The 15,660-nt window shown below is 73.2% G+C and carries 13 protein-coding genes; 8 read left to right on the plus strand and 5 right to left on the minus strand.

Annotated features, from left to right (window positions below; all coding sequences use genetic code 11):
• Nucleotides 1–113: 113 nt before the first annotated feature.
• Genes OG332_RS12420 through OG332_RS12430 form a run of 3 tightly spaced genes read left to right on the plus strand, consistent with a single transcriptional unit; the run spans nt 114 to nt 4,917 of the window.
• Nucleotides 114–1,124, plus strand: a complete 1,011-nt coding sequence (locus OG332_RS12420) for an AAA family ATPase (protein WP_327413512.1) — start codon at nt 114–116, stop codon at nt 1,122–1,124.
• A complete protein-coding gene (locus OG332_RS12425; RefSeq protein ID WP_327413513.1) occupies nt 1,124–2,500 on the plus strand; it encodes a DUF58 domain-containing protein in 1,377 nt (458 codons plus the stop codon). The genes OG332_RS12420 and OG332_RS12425 overlap by 1 nt, the downstream gene beginning before the upstream one ends.
• Nucleotides 2,497–4,917 (plus strand): transglutaminase family protein, encoded by a 2,421-nt coding sequence (locus tag OG332_RS12430; protein WP_327413514.1) that lies wholly within the window; start codon nt 2,497–2,499, stop codon nt 4,915–4,917. The genes OG332_RS12425 and OG332_RS12430 overlap by 4 nt, the downstream gene beginning before the upstream one ends.
• A gap of 697 nt (nt 4,918–5,614) precedes the next feature.
• On the opposite strand, the gene OG332_RS12435 is transcribed toward OG332_RS12430, so the two are convergent.
• From OG332_RS12435 to OG332_RS12445, 3 genes are read right to left on the minus strand one after another with little or no spacing between them, the layout of a single operon-like run.
• Nucleotides 5,615–6,247, minus strand: coding sequence for a TetR/AcrR family transcriptional regulator (locus OG332_RS12435; RefSeq protein ID WP_327413515.1), 633 nt, complete (start codon nt 6,245–6,247; stop codon nt 5,615–5,617).
• 29 nt (nt 6,248–6,276) lie between these two features.
• A complete protein-coding gene (locus tag OG332_RS12440; protein WP_327413516.1) occupies nt 6,277–8,370 on the minus strand; it encodes a YhgE/Pip domain-containing protein in 2,094 nt (697 codons plus the stop codon).
• Complete coding sequence (locus OG332_RS12445) at nt 8,342–9,316, minus strand: ATP-binding cassette domain-containing protein (RefSeq protein ID WP_327413517.1); 975 nt, start codon at nt 9,314–9,316, stop codon at nt 8,342–8,344. The genes OG332_RS12440 and OG332_RS12445 overlap by 29 nt, the downstream gene beginning before the upstream one ends.
• 172 nt (nt 9,317–9,488) lie before the next feature.
• Between OG332_RS12445 and OG332_RS12450 the strand changes: the two genes are divergently transcribed.
• From OG332_RS12450 to OG332_RS12470, 5 genes are all read left to right on the plus strand, one after another.
• Nucleotides 9,489–9,983, plus strand: a complete 495-nt coding sequence (locus tag OG332_RS12450; RefSeq protein ID WP_327413518.1) for an SAV_6107 family HEPN domain-containing protein — start codon at nt 9,489–9,491, stop codon at nt 9,981–9,983.
• Between the two features lie 88 nt (nt 9,984–10,071).
• The gene (locus OG332_RS12455) at nt 10,072–10,830 is read left to right on the plus strand and encodes a class I SAM-dependent methyltransferase (RefSeq protein WP_327413519.1); all 759 of its coding nucleotides are present in this window, start codon (nt 10,072–10,074) and stop codon (nt 10,828–10,830) included.
• A 295-nt stretch (nt 10,831–11,125) separates the two neighbouring features.
• Entirely contained in the window at nt 11,126–11,527 is a 402-nt protein-coding gene (locus tag OG332_RS12460) for a DUF3040 domain-containing protein (protein ID WP_327413520.1), read from the plus strand.
• 126 nt (nt 11,528–11,653) lie between these two features.
• Nucleotides 11,654–12,280 (plus strand): DUF4126 domain-containing protein, encoded by a 627-nt coding sequence (locus OG332_RS12465; protein ID WP_327413521.1) that lies wholly within the window; start codon nt 11,654–11,656, stop codon nt 12,278–12,280.
• A gap of 37 nt (nt 12,281–12,317) precedes the next feature.
• Entirely contained in the window at nt 12,318–13,736 is a 1,419-nt protein-coding gene (locus OG332_RS12470; RefSeq protein WP_327413522.1) for a phytoene desaturase family protein, read from the plus strand.
• 52 nt (nt 13,737–13,788) lie between these two features.
• On the opposite strand, the gene OG332_RS12475 is transcribed toward OG332_RS12470, so the two are convergent.
• Entirely contained in the window at nt 13,789–14,652 is an 864-nt protein-coding gene (locus OG332_RS12475) for a hypothetical protein (RefSeq protein WP_327413523.1), read from the minus strand.
• Between the two features lie 51 nt (nt 14,653–14,703).
• Nucleotides 14,704–15,618 carry a methylenetetrahydrofolate reductase [NAD(P)H] gene (gene metF, locus OG332_RS12480; RefSeq protein WP_327413524.1) on the minus strand — a complete coding sequence of 305 codons (915 nt, stop codon included), beginning with the start codon at nt 15,616–15,618 and terminating at the stop codon, nt 14,704–14,706.
• Nucleotides 15,619–15,660: the final 42 nt, after the last annotated feature.

Below are 15,660 nucleotides of genomic sequence, written 5' to 3' on the forward strand. Positions count from 1 at the left end.
AAGAATGCGGGGTGGCACCACCCGGGATCCCCCGGAACCGGTGTCCGTGTTTCGGGGTGGGCCGGTCATGCGCCAAGGGCGTCGGCCCTGGGAATGGGCCGAGGAGAACCAAGGTGACGACGTATGACGACCGAGCGAGCCTCGCGGATCTGACCAGCACGGCGGAGCGGGTGCGCCAGTCGGTCGAGAGCGTGATCGAGGGCAAGCCCGAGGTCGTACGCCTCGCGCTGACCGTGCTGCTCGCCGAGGGGCACCTGCTGATCGAGGACGTCCCCGGCGTCGGCAAGACGATGCTCGCCAAGACGCTGGCCAAGTCCATCGACTGCTCGGTTCAGCGCATCCAGTTCACGCCGGACCTGCTGCCCTCCGACATCACCGGTGTCAGCATCTACGACCAGCAGCTGCGCGAGTTCGAGTTCAAGCCCGGCGCGATCTTCGCGCAGATCGTGATCGGCGACGAGATCAACCGCGCCTCGCCGAAGACCCAGTCCGCGCTGCTGGAGTCGATGGAGGAGCGCCAGGTCACCATCGACGGCACGACCTACGCGCTGCCGAGCCCGTTCATGGTCGTCGCCACCCAGAACCCGGTGGAGATGGAGGGCACGTACCCGCTGCCCGAGGCCCAGCGCGACCGCTTCATGGCCCGCGTCTCCGTCGGCTACCCCAGCCCCGAGGCCGAGCTCCAGATGCTCGACGTGCACGGCGGGGTCTCCCCGCTCGACGACCTGACGGCCGTCGCGCACGCCCACGAGATCATCAAGCTCATCGAGGCCGTCCGCGAGGTGTACGTGGCCGAGCCCGTCCGGCGCTACGTCGTCGACCTGGTCGCCGCCACCCGCAGCCACCCGGACCTGCGGCTCGGCGCCTCGCCCCGCGCCACCCTGCACCTGCTGCGCGCCGTGAAGGCCTCCGCCGCGCTCGCCGGCCGGGACTACGTCCTGCCCGACGACGTCCAGGCCCTGGCCGCCCCGGTCCTCGCGCACCGGCTGCTGCCCACCGCCCAGGCCCAGCTGAACCGGCGCACCGCCGAGCAGGTCGTCCACGACATCCTGCAGCGCACCCCCGTCCCGGCCGCGCACGCCCGCGGCGAGATGCCGCCCGGCGCGGGCATCCGGGGCTTCTGATGAGCGCCGGTGCCCCGCGCGGCGCCGGCGGCCCGGGGGACGGCGGCGGGTTCCGCGCGTCGCTGTCCGGGCTGACCACCCGCGGCCGCTCGTTCGTGGCCGCCGGGATAGCCGCCGCCACCTGCGCCTACGTCCTGGGCCAGGGCGAACTGCTCCGGGTCGGCCTGCTGCTCGCCGCCCTGCCGCTGATCTGCGTCTACGCCCTGCACCGCACCCGCTACCGGGTCTCCGGCAGCCGCAGGCTGAGCCCCGGACGGGTGCCCGCGGGCGCCGAGGCCCGGGTGCAGCTGCGCATGGACAACGTCTCCCGGATGCCCACCGGCCTGCTGATGCTCCAGGACCGGGTGCCCTACGTGCTGGGCCCGCGCCCGCGCTTCGTCCTGGACCGGGTCGAGCCCGGCGGGCGCCGCGAGGTGTCCTACCGGGTCCGCTCCGACCTGCGCGGCCGTTATCCGCTGGGCCCGCTCCAGCTGCGGCTGACCGACCCCTTCGGACTGGTCGAGCTGACCCGCTCCTTCAGCACCTACGACACCCTCACCGTCATCCCGCGCACCGAGCCCCTGCCGCCGGTCCGGCTGACCGGCGAGTCCAACGGCTACGGCGACGGCAGCCGCCGCTCGCTGGCCCTGGCCGGTGACGACGACGTGATCCCGCGCGGCTACCGGCGCGGCGACGACCTGCGCCGGGTGCACTGGCGCTCCACGGCCCGCTACGGCGAGCTGATGGTCCGCCGGGAGGAACAGCCGCAGCGCAGCCGGGCCACCGTCCTGCTGGACACCCGGCGCCTCGCCTTCGACGGCGCGGGCCCCGACTCCGCCTTCGAGTGGGCCGTCTCGGCGGCCGCCTCCAGCCTCGTGCACGTGCTGGAGCAGGGCTTCTCGGCGCGGCTGCTCACGGACACCGGCGACTCGGTGCCCGGCGACGGCGGAGGCGGCTTCTCCGCCGGCGGCCAGGAGTCCGCGGAGGCCGCCGGGCTGATGATGGACACGCTCGCGGTGGTCGGGCACTCCGACGGCGCCGGCCTCTCACGGGCCTACGACGCGGTGCGCGGCGGTGGCGCGGGAAGCTTCGGCGGAGGCGGCGGTGACGGGCTCCTCATCGCCTTCCTCGGCGACCTGGACGACGTACAGACGGACCTGGCGGCCAAGATGCGCCAGCGCACCTCGGGTGCGGTGGCCTTCGTACTGGACTCCGCGGCCTGGGGCGGGCAGCCCGCACCCGGTCACGCCGTGACCCCGCTGGAGGAGCGGCTGCGCAGGCTGCGCGACGCGGGCTGGACGGCACTGGCCGCCCCGCCCGGGGTGGCCTTCGGCGAGCTGTGGCGACAGGCCGGCACCGCTCGCGTCGGTACGGGGACTTCCGGAGGTCGGGCATGAGCGGGCGGGCGAAACTGACGCTGTTCGCGGCACTGGCGACGCTGCTCACCTCGTGGTCGCTGGCCCCGCTGGTCGAATCACAGGCGTGGCTGCTGCAGGGGGCGCTGCTGCTGGCCGTCCAGAGCGCGGTGGGGGCCGGGGCCCGGCGGGTGCCGTTGGCGCGGTCGCTGACCGTGGCCGCGCAGCTGCTGGTGTCCCTGCTGCTGCTCGTCTTCCTCTTCGCCGGCAAGGGCGAGTCCCAGGGGAGCGGGCCGCTGGCGTACCTGGTGGACGATTTCGGCTCGCTGTTCGGGCAGGGCGTCCGGGACGTGGGCGAGTACGCGATCCCGGCGCCGCTGACGGACGGCATCCGGCTGCTGCTGGTGTCCGGGATGCTGCTGATCGGGCTGCTCGTGGACACGCTGGCGGTGGCCATGCGGACGGCCGCCGCGGCCGGACTGCCGCTGCTCGCGCTGTACTCGGTGGCCGCGGGCCTGTCGGGCGGCGGGGAGGCCTCCTGGCTCTCCTTCCTGCTGGCGGGCTGCGGATACCTGCTGATGTTGCTGGCCGAGGGCCGCGACCGGCTCGCCCAGTGGGGCCGGGTCTTCGGCGCGGCCCCGCGCGGACGGGGCGCCGCCGACTCCGGTCTCAGCAGCGGCTCGGGCGGGCAGGCGACGGCCCCGGCGCGGTTCGGACGGCGGATCGGCGCGATCGCCCTGGGCGTGGCGCTGGCGGTGCCGGCGGCGCTGCCGGCGCTCGGCGGCGGGCTGCTGGGCGGCGATCAGGACGGTGGCGACAGCGGCAGCGGTGCGGGCGGGACGATCTCGGCCGTCAACCCGCTGGTCTCCCTGCAGAGCAACCTGAACACGCAGGAAAACCGCGTGATCCTCAAGTACCGGACGGAGAACCCGCAGCAGAGCGAGCAGTACCTGCGGATCGTCGCGCTGGACGAGTTCAACGGCGTGAAGTGGGAGGCCTCCGGGCGGTCCCTGAGCGACGTGCCGAAGCAGCTGCCGCCCCCGCCGGGGCTCGGCGACCAGGTCCGCGCGACCGCCACGGAGGTGGCCACCACCGTCTCCGCGGCGGACAGCTACGTCCAGCGCTACCTCCCCATGCCGTATCCGGCGACGTCGGTGGACATCGAGGGCAAGTGGCGCTTCGAGCCGGTCGGCCGGACCCTGGTCGGGGACCAGCTGGGCCGGGACAGGTTCCAGAACGTCCAGGGCGCCCAGTACCTGGTGCGCAGTCTGCTGCTGAAGCCGACGGCACAGCAGCTGCAGAAGGCTCCGGAGCCGAATCCGGAGATCCGCGACGAGTACACGAAGGTGCCGGACAACCTGCCTCCGGTGGTCGCCGACAGGGCCCGCCAGGTGACGCAGGGGGCGAAGGACGACTACTCGCGGGCGGTGAAGCTGCAGGACTACTTCGCCGTGAACGGCGGCTTCCGCTACAACACGAGGACGGCCTCGGGCACGGGCCCGCAGGCGGTCGCCCGGTTCCTCGACGACAAGGAGGGCTTCTGCATCCACTTCGCCTTCTCGATGGCGGCGATGTCCCGCACCCTGGGCATCCCGGCACGGGTGGCGGTGGGCTTCACGCCCGGTGAGAAGCAGTCGGACGGCAGCGTGAACGTGTCGATGCGGGACGCGCACGCCTGGCCGGAGCTGTACTTCGAGGGCGTGGGCTGGACGCGGTTCGAGCCGACGCCGCGGTCCGGGATCAACGTGCCGGACTACTCCCGCCCGCAGACGCCGACGGCCCAGCAGCCGTCCGCACCGGCGCCGCTGCCCTCGCAGAGCTCCGCACAGCCGTCGGCGGCGCCGTCGGCGTCCGCCGCGTGCCCGCCCGAGCTGAAGAAGCTCGGCGAGTGCGCGGCGCCCGCGGCCGCGCAGGGCCCGACCCGCGGCGACGGGCCGTCGGCGACGACGGTCCTCGGCTGGGTGGCGGCCGTGCTGGCGGTACTGGCCCTGCCCCTGCTGCCGATGCTGTGGCGGAACCGGCTGCGGGCCCGCCGCCTGGGGACCGGGGAGGTCCTGACGGCGTGGCGGGAACTGGGCGACGCCGCCTGGGACGTGGGCGTGGTCCCCGACGAGGCACTGTCCCCGCGCCGGGCGGCGGGCCGGGTCGTGGACCTGGGCCGCCTGGATCCGGAGGCCGCGGAAGCGGTCCACCGGGTCGCGGGCGCGGTGGAACGGGCCCTGTACGCGCCGCCGGGCGCGGAGGTCTCGTACCCGGGGCTGGCGGACGACGTCCTGCTGACCCGCACGGGCCTGCTGGCCGCGGCGAGCCGTCCGGCCCGCCTGCGCGCCCTGCTCCTCCCCCGCTCGGCGACCCGCCTCGCCTGGTCGGCGTCGACCCGCTGGTCCGCGCTCACCTCAGCGGTATCAACCCGCCTGACCGCCCTACGCCTGCGGCTCCCCCTCCGGGGCCGCAGCTGACATCCGAGCCTTCGGCCGTCTTCCCGGGCTCCGCCCAGACCCGCGCCTCAAACGCCGGCGGGCTGGATTTGGCCGATGCCGTCCGCCAAACGCGGCCGGACCGGCCGGAGGCCGCCTTCAGCCCCGCCGGGCCCCTCCAGCGGCGAGCGGGGCTGGGGATTCGGCCGATGCCCGTCCGCCAAACACGGCCGGACCGGCCGGAGGCCCTTCCAGCCCCTCCGGCGTTTGAGGAGCGGGGTCTGGGGCGGAGCCCCAGCTCTTTGCGCCCCCGCCGGGCCGAACCAGCCCCGCCGGCGCTTGAGGCGCAGCGTTCGGGGCGGAGCCCCGGTCTTTGAGGGCAGCCGGGGGCAGAGCCGAGGAAGAGGCGGCCGAACCCGCGGACGCGCGAACGCGGCGAGGCTCGATCCCCCCGAGCCCCGCCGCGTTCGCGTACTGCGTCACCGGGTTCGAATCCCCCGCCCGGCCACGGTAGGAGGTACCCGGTCCGCTCCGCAGCCCCGTGTCGGCGGTGCGGACCGGGTCTCCTGTCCGTTGCTCCCAGTCTGGCGTCCGCGCAGGTGGGAGCCCATCCGCGCACGTACTCATTTCCGCGCCTAGGTACGGATACTCAGCCGCCGCGGCAGGCCCCACCAGTTGTACGGGCTGCCGCGCCCCCGCGGCACCGCCGACTGGGGGGTGGTCGCCGCGCCGGACGGGCTCAGCGGTTGCCGCTGACCCGGCCCCGCAGCAGCAGCGACAGCGCCGAGTGGACGTCGTCGAGGGACCGCTCGCTCTGGAAGGACTGCCAGTCCAGTGCGGCCACCAGCACCATCCCGACCATCGCGGCCGCGGTGAGCGGCACGTCGATCTCGGCGCTCAGCTCACCGCGCTCGACGCCCTCCCGCAGCACCTTCTCCACGACGGCCACCGCCTCCTGCCGGACCACCATCAGCGTGGACTGCCACGCGCGGTTGGTCCGCCACAGCTCGGCGACGTAGAGCTGGGTGAAGGCCGGGTAGCGGTCGATGAAGACGAGGCCGGCGCGGATCATCGCGTCGAGGGCCTCGACCCGGCTGCCGCCGCGCGCCTCCGTCTCCTCCGCCGCCGTCCGCAGGGAGACCGTCAGCAGCCCGACCCCGTGCCGCAGCAGTTCCTCGAAGAGGTCGTTCTTGCTCGCGAAGTTGTAGTAGACGGTGCCCTTCGCGACGCCCGCCCGCTCGGCGATCTCCTCGACCGTGGTCGCGGAGAAGCCCTGCTCCGCGATGAGGGTCACGGCCGCTTCGTAGAGCTTCTGCCGGGTGGCCTGCCGACGGCTCCCGCCGGTACCCGTACCGGTGCTGCTGCTGTCCATGGCGCTGATTGTCACAGGTCAACACGTCCCTACAGGCTCAGTTCGGGGTGCAGTCGGTCCATGGTCCACACCTGCTTGCCGCGGGCGGCGAGCGAGGTGAGGGCGAGGGCCCCGACCGTGAAGGCCGTCAGGACCGCGAAGCCCTGCCACACCGGGCCGAGGTCGCCGCCGGTGATGAGGCGGCGCAGGCTCTCGACCACGTAGGACATCGGCAGGTAGGGGTGGACGGCGTTGAAGAAGTCCGGGCTGGTCTGCACGGGGTAGGTGCCGCCCGCCGAGGTCAGCTGGACCATCAGGACGGCGAGGACGAGGATCCGCCCGGCCGCGCCGAACTTGGCGTTGAGCCACTGGATGATCGCCGCGAAGCAGGCGCTGACCAGCAGCAGGAAGGCGATGGTGAGGGCCGGGTAGGCCATCTTCAGGCCGAGGTCCGGGGCCCAGTGGAGCACGGACATCAGCAGGGCGACCTGGGCGGCGCCGATCCCGACGACGGGCAGCCAGCCGGCGAGGGCGATCCGCCAGGGCGAGGCGCCCGCGGACAGGGCCCGCCGGTTCATGGGCGCGATCAGCATGTAGGCGACCATCGCGCCGACCCACAGGGAGAGCGGGATGAAGTAGGGCGCGAAGCCGGTGCCGTAGTTCGGCGCCTTGTGCAGGGACTGGTTGGCGAGCCTGATCGGGTCGGCCATGACCTCGGTGCGGGCGTCGCGCTGCTGCTGGTCGTAGTCGGGGATCTTCCCCGCGCCGTCGTGCAGGCCGCCGGCGAGCTCGCCGGTGCCGTCGACGAGCTTGTACATGCCGCCGTCGAGGCGGTGGGCGCCGTCGCCGAGCTTGCCGACGCCGTCGCTGAGCTTGCCGGATCCGGTGGTGGCGGAGCCGAGGCCCGTGTGCAGCTGGGCCATGCCGGTGGCGACCTTGTGGGCGCCGGTGTTGAGGGCGTTGACCTTGGCCACGGCCGCGTCGAGGTCGGCTGCGAGGTGGGGGGCCTTGTCGGCGAGGTCGCGGGCCTTGTTCTCCAGGTCGGTCAGCTGGGTGCGGAGCTTGGACACGTCCCCGTTGGCGTTCTTGACCAGGGCGCTGACGTCGCCGCTGAGTTCGGCGGCCTCCGCCGTGTCGTCCCTGACCCTCTTCAGGTCGGGGCAGGAGGCGAGGTGCGGTTCGGCGCCGGGGGTGACGCAGTGCTTGGTGTAGTAGGCGTCGGCGCCGGTGGAGGCCCGCTTGGCGGCGGCCGCGGCGGCCGGGGCCTTCTCGGCGAACTTGTCGAGGTGGTTGTTGACCACCTTCGCGCTGTCGGCGACCAGCTCGGCGGTGGCCGCGAGGCTCTTGGGGTCCTTGACGAAGGGACGGGCCTTGTCGGCCGCGCCGTTGACCTTGTCGGCGACGGCCTGGGTGCCGTTCGCGACGTCCCTCGTGCCGGTCTCCAGCTTGGCGGCTGCCGAGTTGAGCTTCTTCAGGCCGTTGTTGAGCTCGCCGCTCTTCTCCTCGGCGGTGTCGAGGCCGTCGGCGAGCTCCTTGGCGCCCTCCTGGGCCTTGCCCGCCCCGTCCTTGAGCTTGTCGGCGCCGTCGGCGGCCTCGGCGGTCTTGTCGTGCAGGTCGGAGAAGCTGACGAAGATCTTGTCGAGGAAACCGCGGGAGGCGTTGGTGGACGCCGCCGAGCGGACCTCGGAGAAGACGGAGCGCGAGATCGAGCCGACGACGTAGTTGTTGGAGTCGTTCGTGCGGACCTGGAGGGCGCCGGTGGCGGGGTCCTCGCCCGCGCTGGAGGCGATCTTCGCGCTGAAGTCCTCGGGCATGGTCAGGGTCAGGTAGTACGTCCCGTTCTCCAGGCCCTCGGCCGCCTCCTTGGGGCTGACCTCGCGCCAGTCGAAGGTCTTGCTGTCGCGGAGCTTCTTGGTGAGCTCACCGCCCGCGTCCAAGTGCTTGCCGTCGACGGTCGCGCCCCGGTCGGAGTTGACGAGGGCGACGGGCACCTTGTCGAGGTTGTGGTACGGGTCCCAGAAGGACCAGAGGTACAGGGCTCCGTAGAGCAGCGGGAGCAGGAGCAGCGCGACGAGGGCGGCCCGGGGCAGTTTCCCCCGCCCGAACCGCTTCATCTCAAGCGCGGCCAGCTTCGGCGAGCGCATCGTCCTCCCCCTTCGTGTCGTCGTTCTCGGTGTCGGCGTCGGCGTCGGCGTCGCTGCCGCTGTCGTTCTCGGCGGCGGCGTCGGCTTCCGGGCCGGTGTCCGCATCGGCGTCGGCGTCCGCGTCCCCGTCCGCCTCAGGGGCGCTCTTCGCGGAGCTTCCCCAGGTGATCTTCCGGTCGGCGGCCTGCGCTGCGGTGCCGGGCACCTCAGGTGCGTCCGGTGCTTCAGGCGCGTCCTGCGCGTCCTGCTCCTTCGGGCTCGTCCGCAGGGCCACCGCGTCGGCCGGCCCCTCGCTGCACACCGCGAGGACGGTGATCCCGCGGGCGGCGATCGAGCGGAGCAGGGCCCAGGCCTCGGTGCGCTCGGTGTCCGAGAGCTTGAGGTCGAGGTCGTCGAGGGCCAGCAGCCGCGGGGAGCCCAGCAGGGCGATGGCGACGGACAGCCGTACGGCCTCCAGGCGTTCCAGGTCCCGTACGGAGGTGCGCGCGCCCTTGGGCAGCGTGTCGAGGTCCAGTCCGGCCGCGGCCAGGGCCTCGTCGATGCGGGCCGCGGCCTGGGCGCGGCGCTCGGCGCGGGGTCGCAGCAGGGCGCGGACCGGGCCGTCGTAGCGGCGGTGGAGCAGGGCGCCCTCGCGCAGCTGTTCCGCGACGGTGAGGGCCTGGTCGAGGTCGTTGACCCCGGGGACGTGGCCGAGGGCGGCGATCCGGCGGACGGTGGCCATCCGCTTCGGCAGCCGGTGCCCGTCGATCTCGGCGTGGCCCTGGGTGGCCTTCATCCGTCCGGTGAGGGCCAGGAGCAGGCAGGTCCGGCCGCTGCCGGAAGGGCCTTCGACCGCGATGAGCGAGCCGGGCGCCGCGTCGATGCCGACTCCTCGGAAGACCCAGCCGCGCGGGCCCTTGAGTCCGAAGTCCTCGGCTTTGACGGCCGCGCCGTGCGGGCTGTCCACGCCGTCCCCCTTCTTTTTGAACTGACCGGTCAGTTCAAAAACTAGCATCCTCTGCCGCACCAGGTGTGCAGGAGGGGGTAGTTGCGTGGGATACGACCGTAAAAGTGCAGGTCAGGGCGATTGTCAGTGGGGCCGGTCACGATGGGAGCAACGCATCGACAGGAGGTTCGTCATGGCCACACCGTCCCCATCCCCTGTCCACCCCGTCCTGCGCAAGTCGACGGCCGACCCGGCCGCGCTCGACCTGCTCGCCAAGGCCCGCAGCGGCCTGGCCGAGGCCGCCCTGCTGGCCCGGCCCAACGAGCGGTACGCCACCGCCCACCTCGCCGCCCTGCGCACCGCCGCGGCCGTGCTCGCCGCGCGCGGCCGGCCCGAGCCGGTGAACCCGCGGCGACGGCCCCGGATCCGCAGCGCGTGGGAGCTGCTGCCCGAACTGGCGCCGGAGCTCGCCGAGTGGAGCGCGCTCTTCGCCTCGGGCGCGGCCCGCCGGGCCCGGGCCGAGGCGGGCATAGCGGACGCGGCGAGCGGCCGGGAGGCGGACGATCTGGTGCGGGCCGCCTCGATGTTCCTGCGCCTGGTGGAGCGGATGCTCGCCGCCCGGGCACCCGCTCCGAGCCTGCAGCAGGCCCTCCCGCAGCCGCGTCCGGAGCGTCCGGACGCGCGATGAGCTGCCCGGCTGCGGAAGGCCATAAGGTAGACCGGGGTGGGGCACGGACCGCTCACCCCTTCCCTACCGCGCCGAGGAGCCATCAGTCGTGTCGGACACTTCCCGCCCCCGTGCCTCCCTTCGCACCGCCGTGGTGTGGGAGGTCCTCAAGGAGGCGCTCGACCGCCGGGTGAAGGCGACCGGGCGGGACGTGCTGGACGTGCTCGACACCGGTGGCGGCACCGGCAAGTTCGCCGTGCCGGTGGCCCGTCTGGGCCACCGGGTCACCGTGGTCGACCCCAGCCCGAACGCGCTGTTCGGGCTGGAGCGCCGGGTGTCCGAGGCCGGCGTCGCCGACCTGGTCCGCGGCGTCCAGGGCGATGCCCAGGGCCTGTTGGACGTCGTCGAGCGGGACGCGTACGACGTGGTGCTCTGCCACGGCGTGCTGGAGTACGTGGACGACCCGGCCGAGGGCGTGGCCAACGCGGTCGCGGCACTGCGCCCCGGCGGCACGCTCAGCCTGCTGGCCGCAGGCCTCGGCGGGGCCGTGCTCGCCCGCGCGCTGGCCGGGCACTTCACGGAGGCCCGTACCGCCCTGACCGACCCGGCCGGCCGCTGGGGCTCCGGCGACCCGGTGCCGCGGCGCTTCACCGCCGAACAGCTCTCCGAGCTCGTCGGCGGGTCCGGCCTGGCCGTGGGCGCGGTCCACGGCGTGCGGATCTTCGCCGACCTCGTACCGGGGGTCCTGGTGGACACCGAGCCGGGCGCGGTGGAGGCGCTGCTGCGTCTGGAGGAGGCCGCGGCGGAGCTGCCCGCCTTCCACGCGGTCGCCACGCAACTGCACGTGCTCGGCCAGAAGCAGGCCTGAACTGCGATCTTCCGCGGACGGAGTCTGCCGCACACCCGACGAACCGGCGGTCGGCCCCGTATGATCGAGTGCAGTGACCGGCATGGTGGACGGACCATTGGGGAATAAGGGCCTCAGTGACCGCTCCCGCGGCGGTACGGTTTTCGAGCAGTGCTTTTACCGGCTGCGTCTTTTCTGGGCTGTGTCTTTTTGGAACGTGGCGTAGAGGGCGGGTGTCACGGGGGCGATTCCCCGCCTATCCTGAAGGGGACCCCTGGTCGCTACCCCCCGCGACCGACGGATGAGGAGGACTCCCGTGCCGCTCTCGGAGCACGAGCAGCGAATGCTCGAGCAGATGGAGCGAGCGCTGTACGCCGAAGATCCCAAGTTCGCGACAGCGCTTGAGGGAAGCGGACTGCGTACGTACACCCGGCGACGGGTCTACACGGCAGTCGCAGGCATTGTGGTGGGTATCGCGCTCCTCATGACCGGTGTGATCATTCCGAACGTGCTCTGGATCAGCGTGGTGGGATTCCTCGTCATGCTGGGATGTACGGTCCTGGTGGTCACCGGTTGGCGCAAGGCACCCAAGCCTGGCGAGCAGCCCGTCTCCGGAAGTACAGGCGGTTCGGCCCATGGCCGGAACCGGCAGCGTCGGTCGATGATGACCCGCATCGAGGAACGGTGGCAGCGCCGCCGTGACGAGCAGGGGCAGTAGCCCCCAACAGTGTGAGTGAGGGGACGGCCGCCGCCGGGCGACCGTCCCCTCACTGTTCTGTCCCGGTTCTGTCTCCGTGTCCGCGTTCCGTCCGTCGCATCGGCACCCGTGCGACATGATGATCCAATGAGTGTGCTCCCCCTGGTCTTCACCAGCGGCTGGGCCAGTGGGATCAACGCCTACGCCGTGGTCCTCCTGCTCGGCGTCTTCGGCCGGACCGGCCTCAGCGACGAGGTCCCGGCGTCCTTGCAGCGCACGGACGTGCTGATCGTCGCCGCGGTGCTCTTCCTCTGCGAGGCCGTCGCCGACAAGATCCCGTACGTCGACTCGATATGGGACACCGTCCACACCGTGATCCGCCCGCTCGCCGGAGCGGTGATCGGTGCGCTGCTGGCCGGGCAGAGCGGCTCGCTGTCCGACATCACCGCCGGCGCGATCGGCGGCTCCACGGCGCTGGCCAGCCATTTCGTCAAAGCCGGCACCCGGATGGCGATCAACACCTCGCCCGAGCCGTTCACCAACGTGGCCATGAGCATCGCCGAGGACCTCGGCGTGGCCGGTCTCGTCACCTTCGCGATATTCAACCCGGAGGCCGCCGCGATCATCGCGGCCGTCCTGCTGGCCGCCGGACTGGCCATACTCGTCTTCCTCTGGAGCCGGATCCGCCGCTTCCTGCGCCGCCGTGCCCAGCGCCGCGAGGAGAAGCGGCTGGCCACCGAGGCCCGCGAGGCCACCGGGGCCCCACCCCTCTGACCACGACCGGCCCGAGGGGGTCGATAGGCTCGGCCGCATGGCACGAATTGCGGTGATCGGCGCCGGGATGGGCGCGATGGCGACGGCGGCCCGGCTGGCCGTGGCAGGGCATCAGGTGACGGTGTACGAGCGCGGGGCGACCTACGGCGGCGCCGTCGGCCGGTACGAGCGCGAGGGCTTCGCCTTCGACACCGGGCCCGGTCTGCTCCACCTGCCCGCCGTGTACCGCGACCTGTTCGTGAAGACCGGAAAGCGGCCGCTGGAGGACTGCGTCGACCTGGTCCAGGTGGACCCCGCCGTCCGGCACGTCCTCCCCCACCACGGCATCGACGTCACCCTGCCGGGCGCCTCGCGCGGCGGGGTCGCCGCCGCCCTCGACACCGCCTTCGGCCAGGGCTCCGGCGAGCTCTGGAACGCCCTGCTGGGCCGCGCCCGGGACGCCTGGGACGCCACCCGCCGCCCGCTGCTGGAGGAGCCGCTGCGCGACGGGGCCCGGCAGGCGCTGGGCGGCGACCCGTACCCGGCCCTGCGCCGCAGCGGCCTGTTCCGCCGCCGGCCGCCGACCCTCGCCGAGGTGGCCGACCGGGAGCTGGGCGGCGCTCTCGCCGAGCTGCTGACCGGCCTCGTGCGCACCTACGGGATCGACCCGGCCACCGCGCCCGGTTCGGCCGCCGTGCTCCCGTACATGGAGCAGACCTTCGGCAGCTGGTACGTGCGCGGCGGGATGCGCGCCCTGGCCACCGCCGTGTACGAGCGCTGCCTGGAGCGGAAGGTCGTCTTCGCGTTCGGGGCGGACGTGCGCGAGGTCCTGGTCCCGGGCGGCCGCGCGGCCGGGTTGCTGCTGGCCGACGGCAGTGAGGTGGCCGCAGACCACGTGGTCTGCGCGATCGACCCCCGGCAGCTGCCCGCCGGCTCGCTGCGGTGGCCGGCGGACGCGGTCCCCGCCCGCGGTGCGGACGTGCCCGGCCGGATCACGCTGCTGCTCGCGCTGCGCGGCGCGCGCCCCGCCGCGGCCGTCCACCGCACCCTGGTGCACGCCCCGGGGGCGCAGGTCACCGTGTTGCGCCCGGACGACCCCGCCACCCGGCCCGACGCGGAGCACGAGGCGGTCACCGTGAGCGCCGTGTACGGGCCCGGGACCCCGGAGCCCGCGGAGCTGCTGAACCTCGCGGAGAAGGCCGTCCAGGGGCTGCGGGAGCGGCTGTTGTGGCAGGAGGTGCGCACCCCGGCCGATGTCGAGGCGGCGACCGGTGCGCAGGGGGGCGCGGTGCCGCCGCCCGCCCTCGCGGGGGCCGGCGGCCGGCTGCTCCACCCGGCCAACACCACGGCCGTGCCCGGGCTCTACCTGGCGGGCGGCTGGGCGCATCCCGGCGGTGGGCTGCCGCACGCCGGGATGACCGGGGCCCTGGTGGCCGGGCTGATCGTGGAGGGCGCGGAGTTCCGCGGCTCGCAGTGACCGCTGTGGTGAAGGGTGGGCGGACCGGTCCGCGGACCGGTCCGCGCGGGGGTCAGTAGCGGTACTGCTCGTACTCGCCGGGCTGGGTGTACGGGTACTGCTGCGGCGGCTCGGCCTGCTCCTCCGCCGGGTAGGGCTGGCCGCCCCCGTCGGTGGACCGCTGCTGGGGGACCCAGACCCCGCCGGGCGGGGTGTCCGTGGAGTACTGCTGCTGCCCGTAGCCGGCGTACGCGGTGTAGTCGTAGGGCTGGGGCGGGGCGACCCCGCCGCCGGTGCCGATGTACGGGTCCGAGTAGGCGGCGTAGACCTGCTGCTGGCCACCCGTCGGGTAGTCGCCGGAGTAGTCGTACCCGCCGCCCTGGTTCTGCGGGTCGTAGTACGCCGCGTACTGGTGGGCGTCCTGCTCCGCGGTGGTGAACGGTGAGGCGAAGGCCGCCGTCTGGGCGGCTTCGGGGGCCGGTGCGAAGCTCTGTATGCCGTAGGACCCGGTCTCCTCGGGCACCGGCTCCGGGCTGTAGACCTCTTCGGCCGCGGCCTGGAACGGGCGCGCGTCCGCCGCTCCGTCCGCGTCCTCGTACGCGAGCGCGGTGACCTGGAGCGCCGGCTCCTGCTGGACCGCGCCGCCGGACCGGCGCCGTCTGGACTGCCGTACGGGCTCCCCGCCGCGGCGCAGCGCCCAGCCGGCGACGAAGCCCTTGCGGAAGGAGAGCGTCACCAGGGTCTGGCCCAAGGCGAACGCCGCGGCGCCGGCCCCGATGACCGGAACCGACGGCAGCACCACCCCGGCCACCACGCCGAGGAATCCCGCGAAGGCGAGCAGGCGCCAGCGGAGCCGGGCCTTGTACTGCATCAGGACCTCGGCAAGCAGCCACAGCGCGACGAAACCGAACGCGATGTAGAGGACCGTCATTCCCATGCATGGCCCCTCTCGGTACGGCCGCCGGCGCGGGAAACGGGGGGCGGCCGCTCAGGCCCGCTGGTGCAGGCCCAGGTTCTCGTAGATTTCGAGAGTCGCCGTGGAATTGTTCAGCGTGATGAAGTGCAGCCCCGGGACACCCTCGGACAGCAGCCGCGCGCAGAACTCCGTGGCGAACTCGATGCCAATGGAGCGTACAGCGGCCGGATCGTCCTTGACCGCGAGCATGCGCTCTTTCACATCCGCGGGGAAGGCCGCGTTGCTGAGTTGGGGCAGCCGGTCGAGCTGCTTGATCGCCACAACAGGCATGACCTCGGGGATGATCGGGGTCTCGCAGCCCGCCTTCTCGACGCTGTCGCGCAGCCGCAGATAATTCTCCGGATCGAAGAACATCTGGGTGATCGCATAGTCGGCGCCCGCGCGGCACTTGTCCACGAAGTGCCGGATGTCCGTGTCCCAGTCCGTCGAACGCGGGTGCATCTCGGGGAAGGCGGCGACGCCGACGCAGAAGTCGCCGGACTCCTTGACGAGGCGGACCAGGTCGGCGGCGTAGTGCACGCCGTCGGGGTGCGCCACCCAGTCGCCCATCGGGTCGCCCGGCGGGTCTCCGCGCACGACGAGCATGTTCCGGATCCCCGCATCGGCGAACTGCCCGATGACGTTGCGCAGCTCGGCGACCGAGTGGTCCACGGCGGTGAGGTGCGCGACGGGCGTCAGGGTGGTGTCCGCGGCGATCTCCTGGGTGGCCTTGACGGTGCCGCCGCGGGTGGAGCCGCCGGCTCCGTAGGTCACGGACACGAAGCTGGGGGATACCGCCTCGACCCGGCGCAGGGCGTTCCAGAGGTTGCGTTCGCCCTTCTCCGTCTTCGGGGCCCAGAACTCGAAGGAGTACGAGCGCCCGGACGCGAGGAGGTCGCGGACCGTGTGTGCACGGTCCGACCAGGTGGAAGCGGTACCAGAGGCCATGTGGGCAGGTTAGACGCGGCCGGCCGGTCACCGAAGCGCTGT

Origin of the sequence: Streptomyces sp. NBC_01233 (genome assembly GCF_035989305.1) — a bacterium.
GTDB lineage: Bacteria > Actinomycetota > Actinomycetes > Streptomycetales > Streptomycetaceae > Streptomyces.

Coding starts and splice junctions, on each gene's coding strand:
- OG332_RS12465 (WP_327413521.1), top strand. CDS start 11,654: ATGAGTGTGCTCCCCCTGGTCTTCACCAGCGGCTGGGCCAGTGGGATC.
- OG332_RS12425 (WP_327413513.1), top strand. CDS start 1,124: ATGAGCGCCGGTGCCCCGCGCGGCGCCGGCGGCCCGGGGGACGGCGGC.
- metF (WP_327413524.1), bottom strand. CDS start 15,618: ATGGCCTCTGGTACCGCTTCCACCTGGTCGGACCGTGCACACACGGTC.
- OG332_RS12450 (WP_327413518.1), top strand. CDS start 9,489: ATGGCCACACCGTCCCCATCCCCTGTCCACCCCGTCCTGCGCAAGTCG.
- OG332_RS12435 (WP_327413515.1), bottom strand. CDS start 6,247: ATGGACAGCAGCAGCACCGGTACGGGTACCGGCGGGAGCCGTCGGCAG.
- OG332_RS12440 (WP_327413516.1), bottom strand. CDS start 8,370: ATGCGCTCGCCGAAGCTGGCCGCGCTTGAGATGAAGCGGTTCGGGCGG.
- OG332_RS12430 (WP_327413514.1), top strand. CDS start 2,497: ATGAGCGGGCGGGCGAAACTGACGCTGTTCGCGGCACTGGCGACGCTG.
- OG332_RS12475 (WP_327413523.1), bottom strand. CDS start 14,652: ATGGGAATGACGGTCCTCTACATCGCGTTCGGTTTCGTCGCGCTGTGG.
- OG332_RS12470 (WP_327413522.1), top strand. CDS start 12,318: ATGGCACGAATTGCGGTGATCGGCGCCGGGATGGGCGCGATGGCGACG.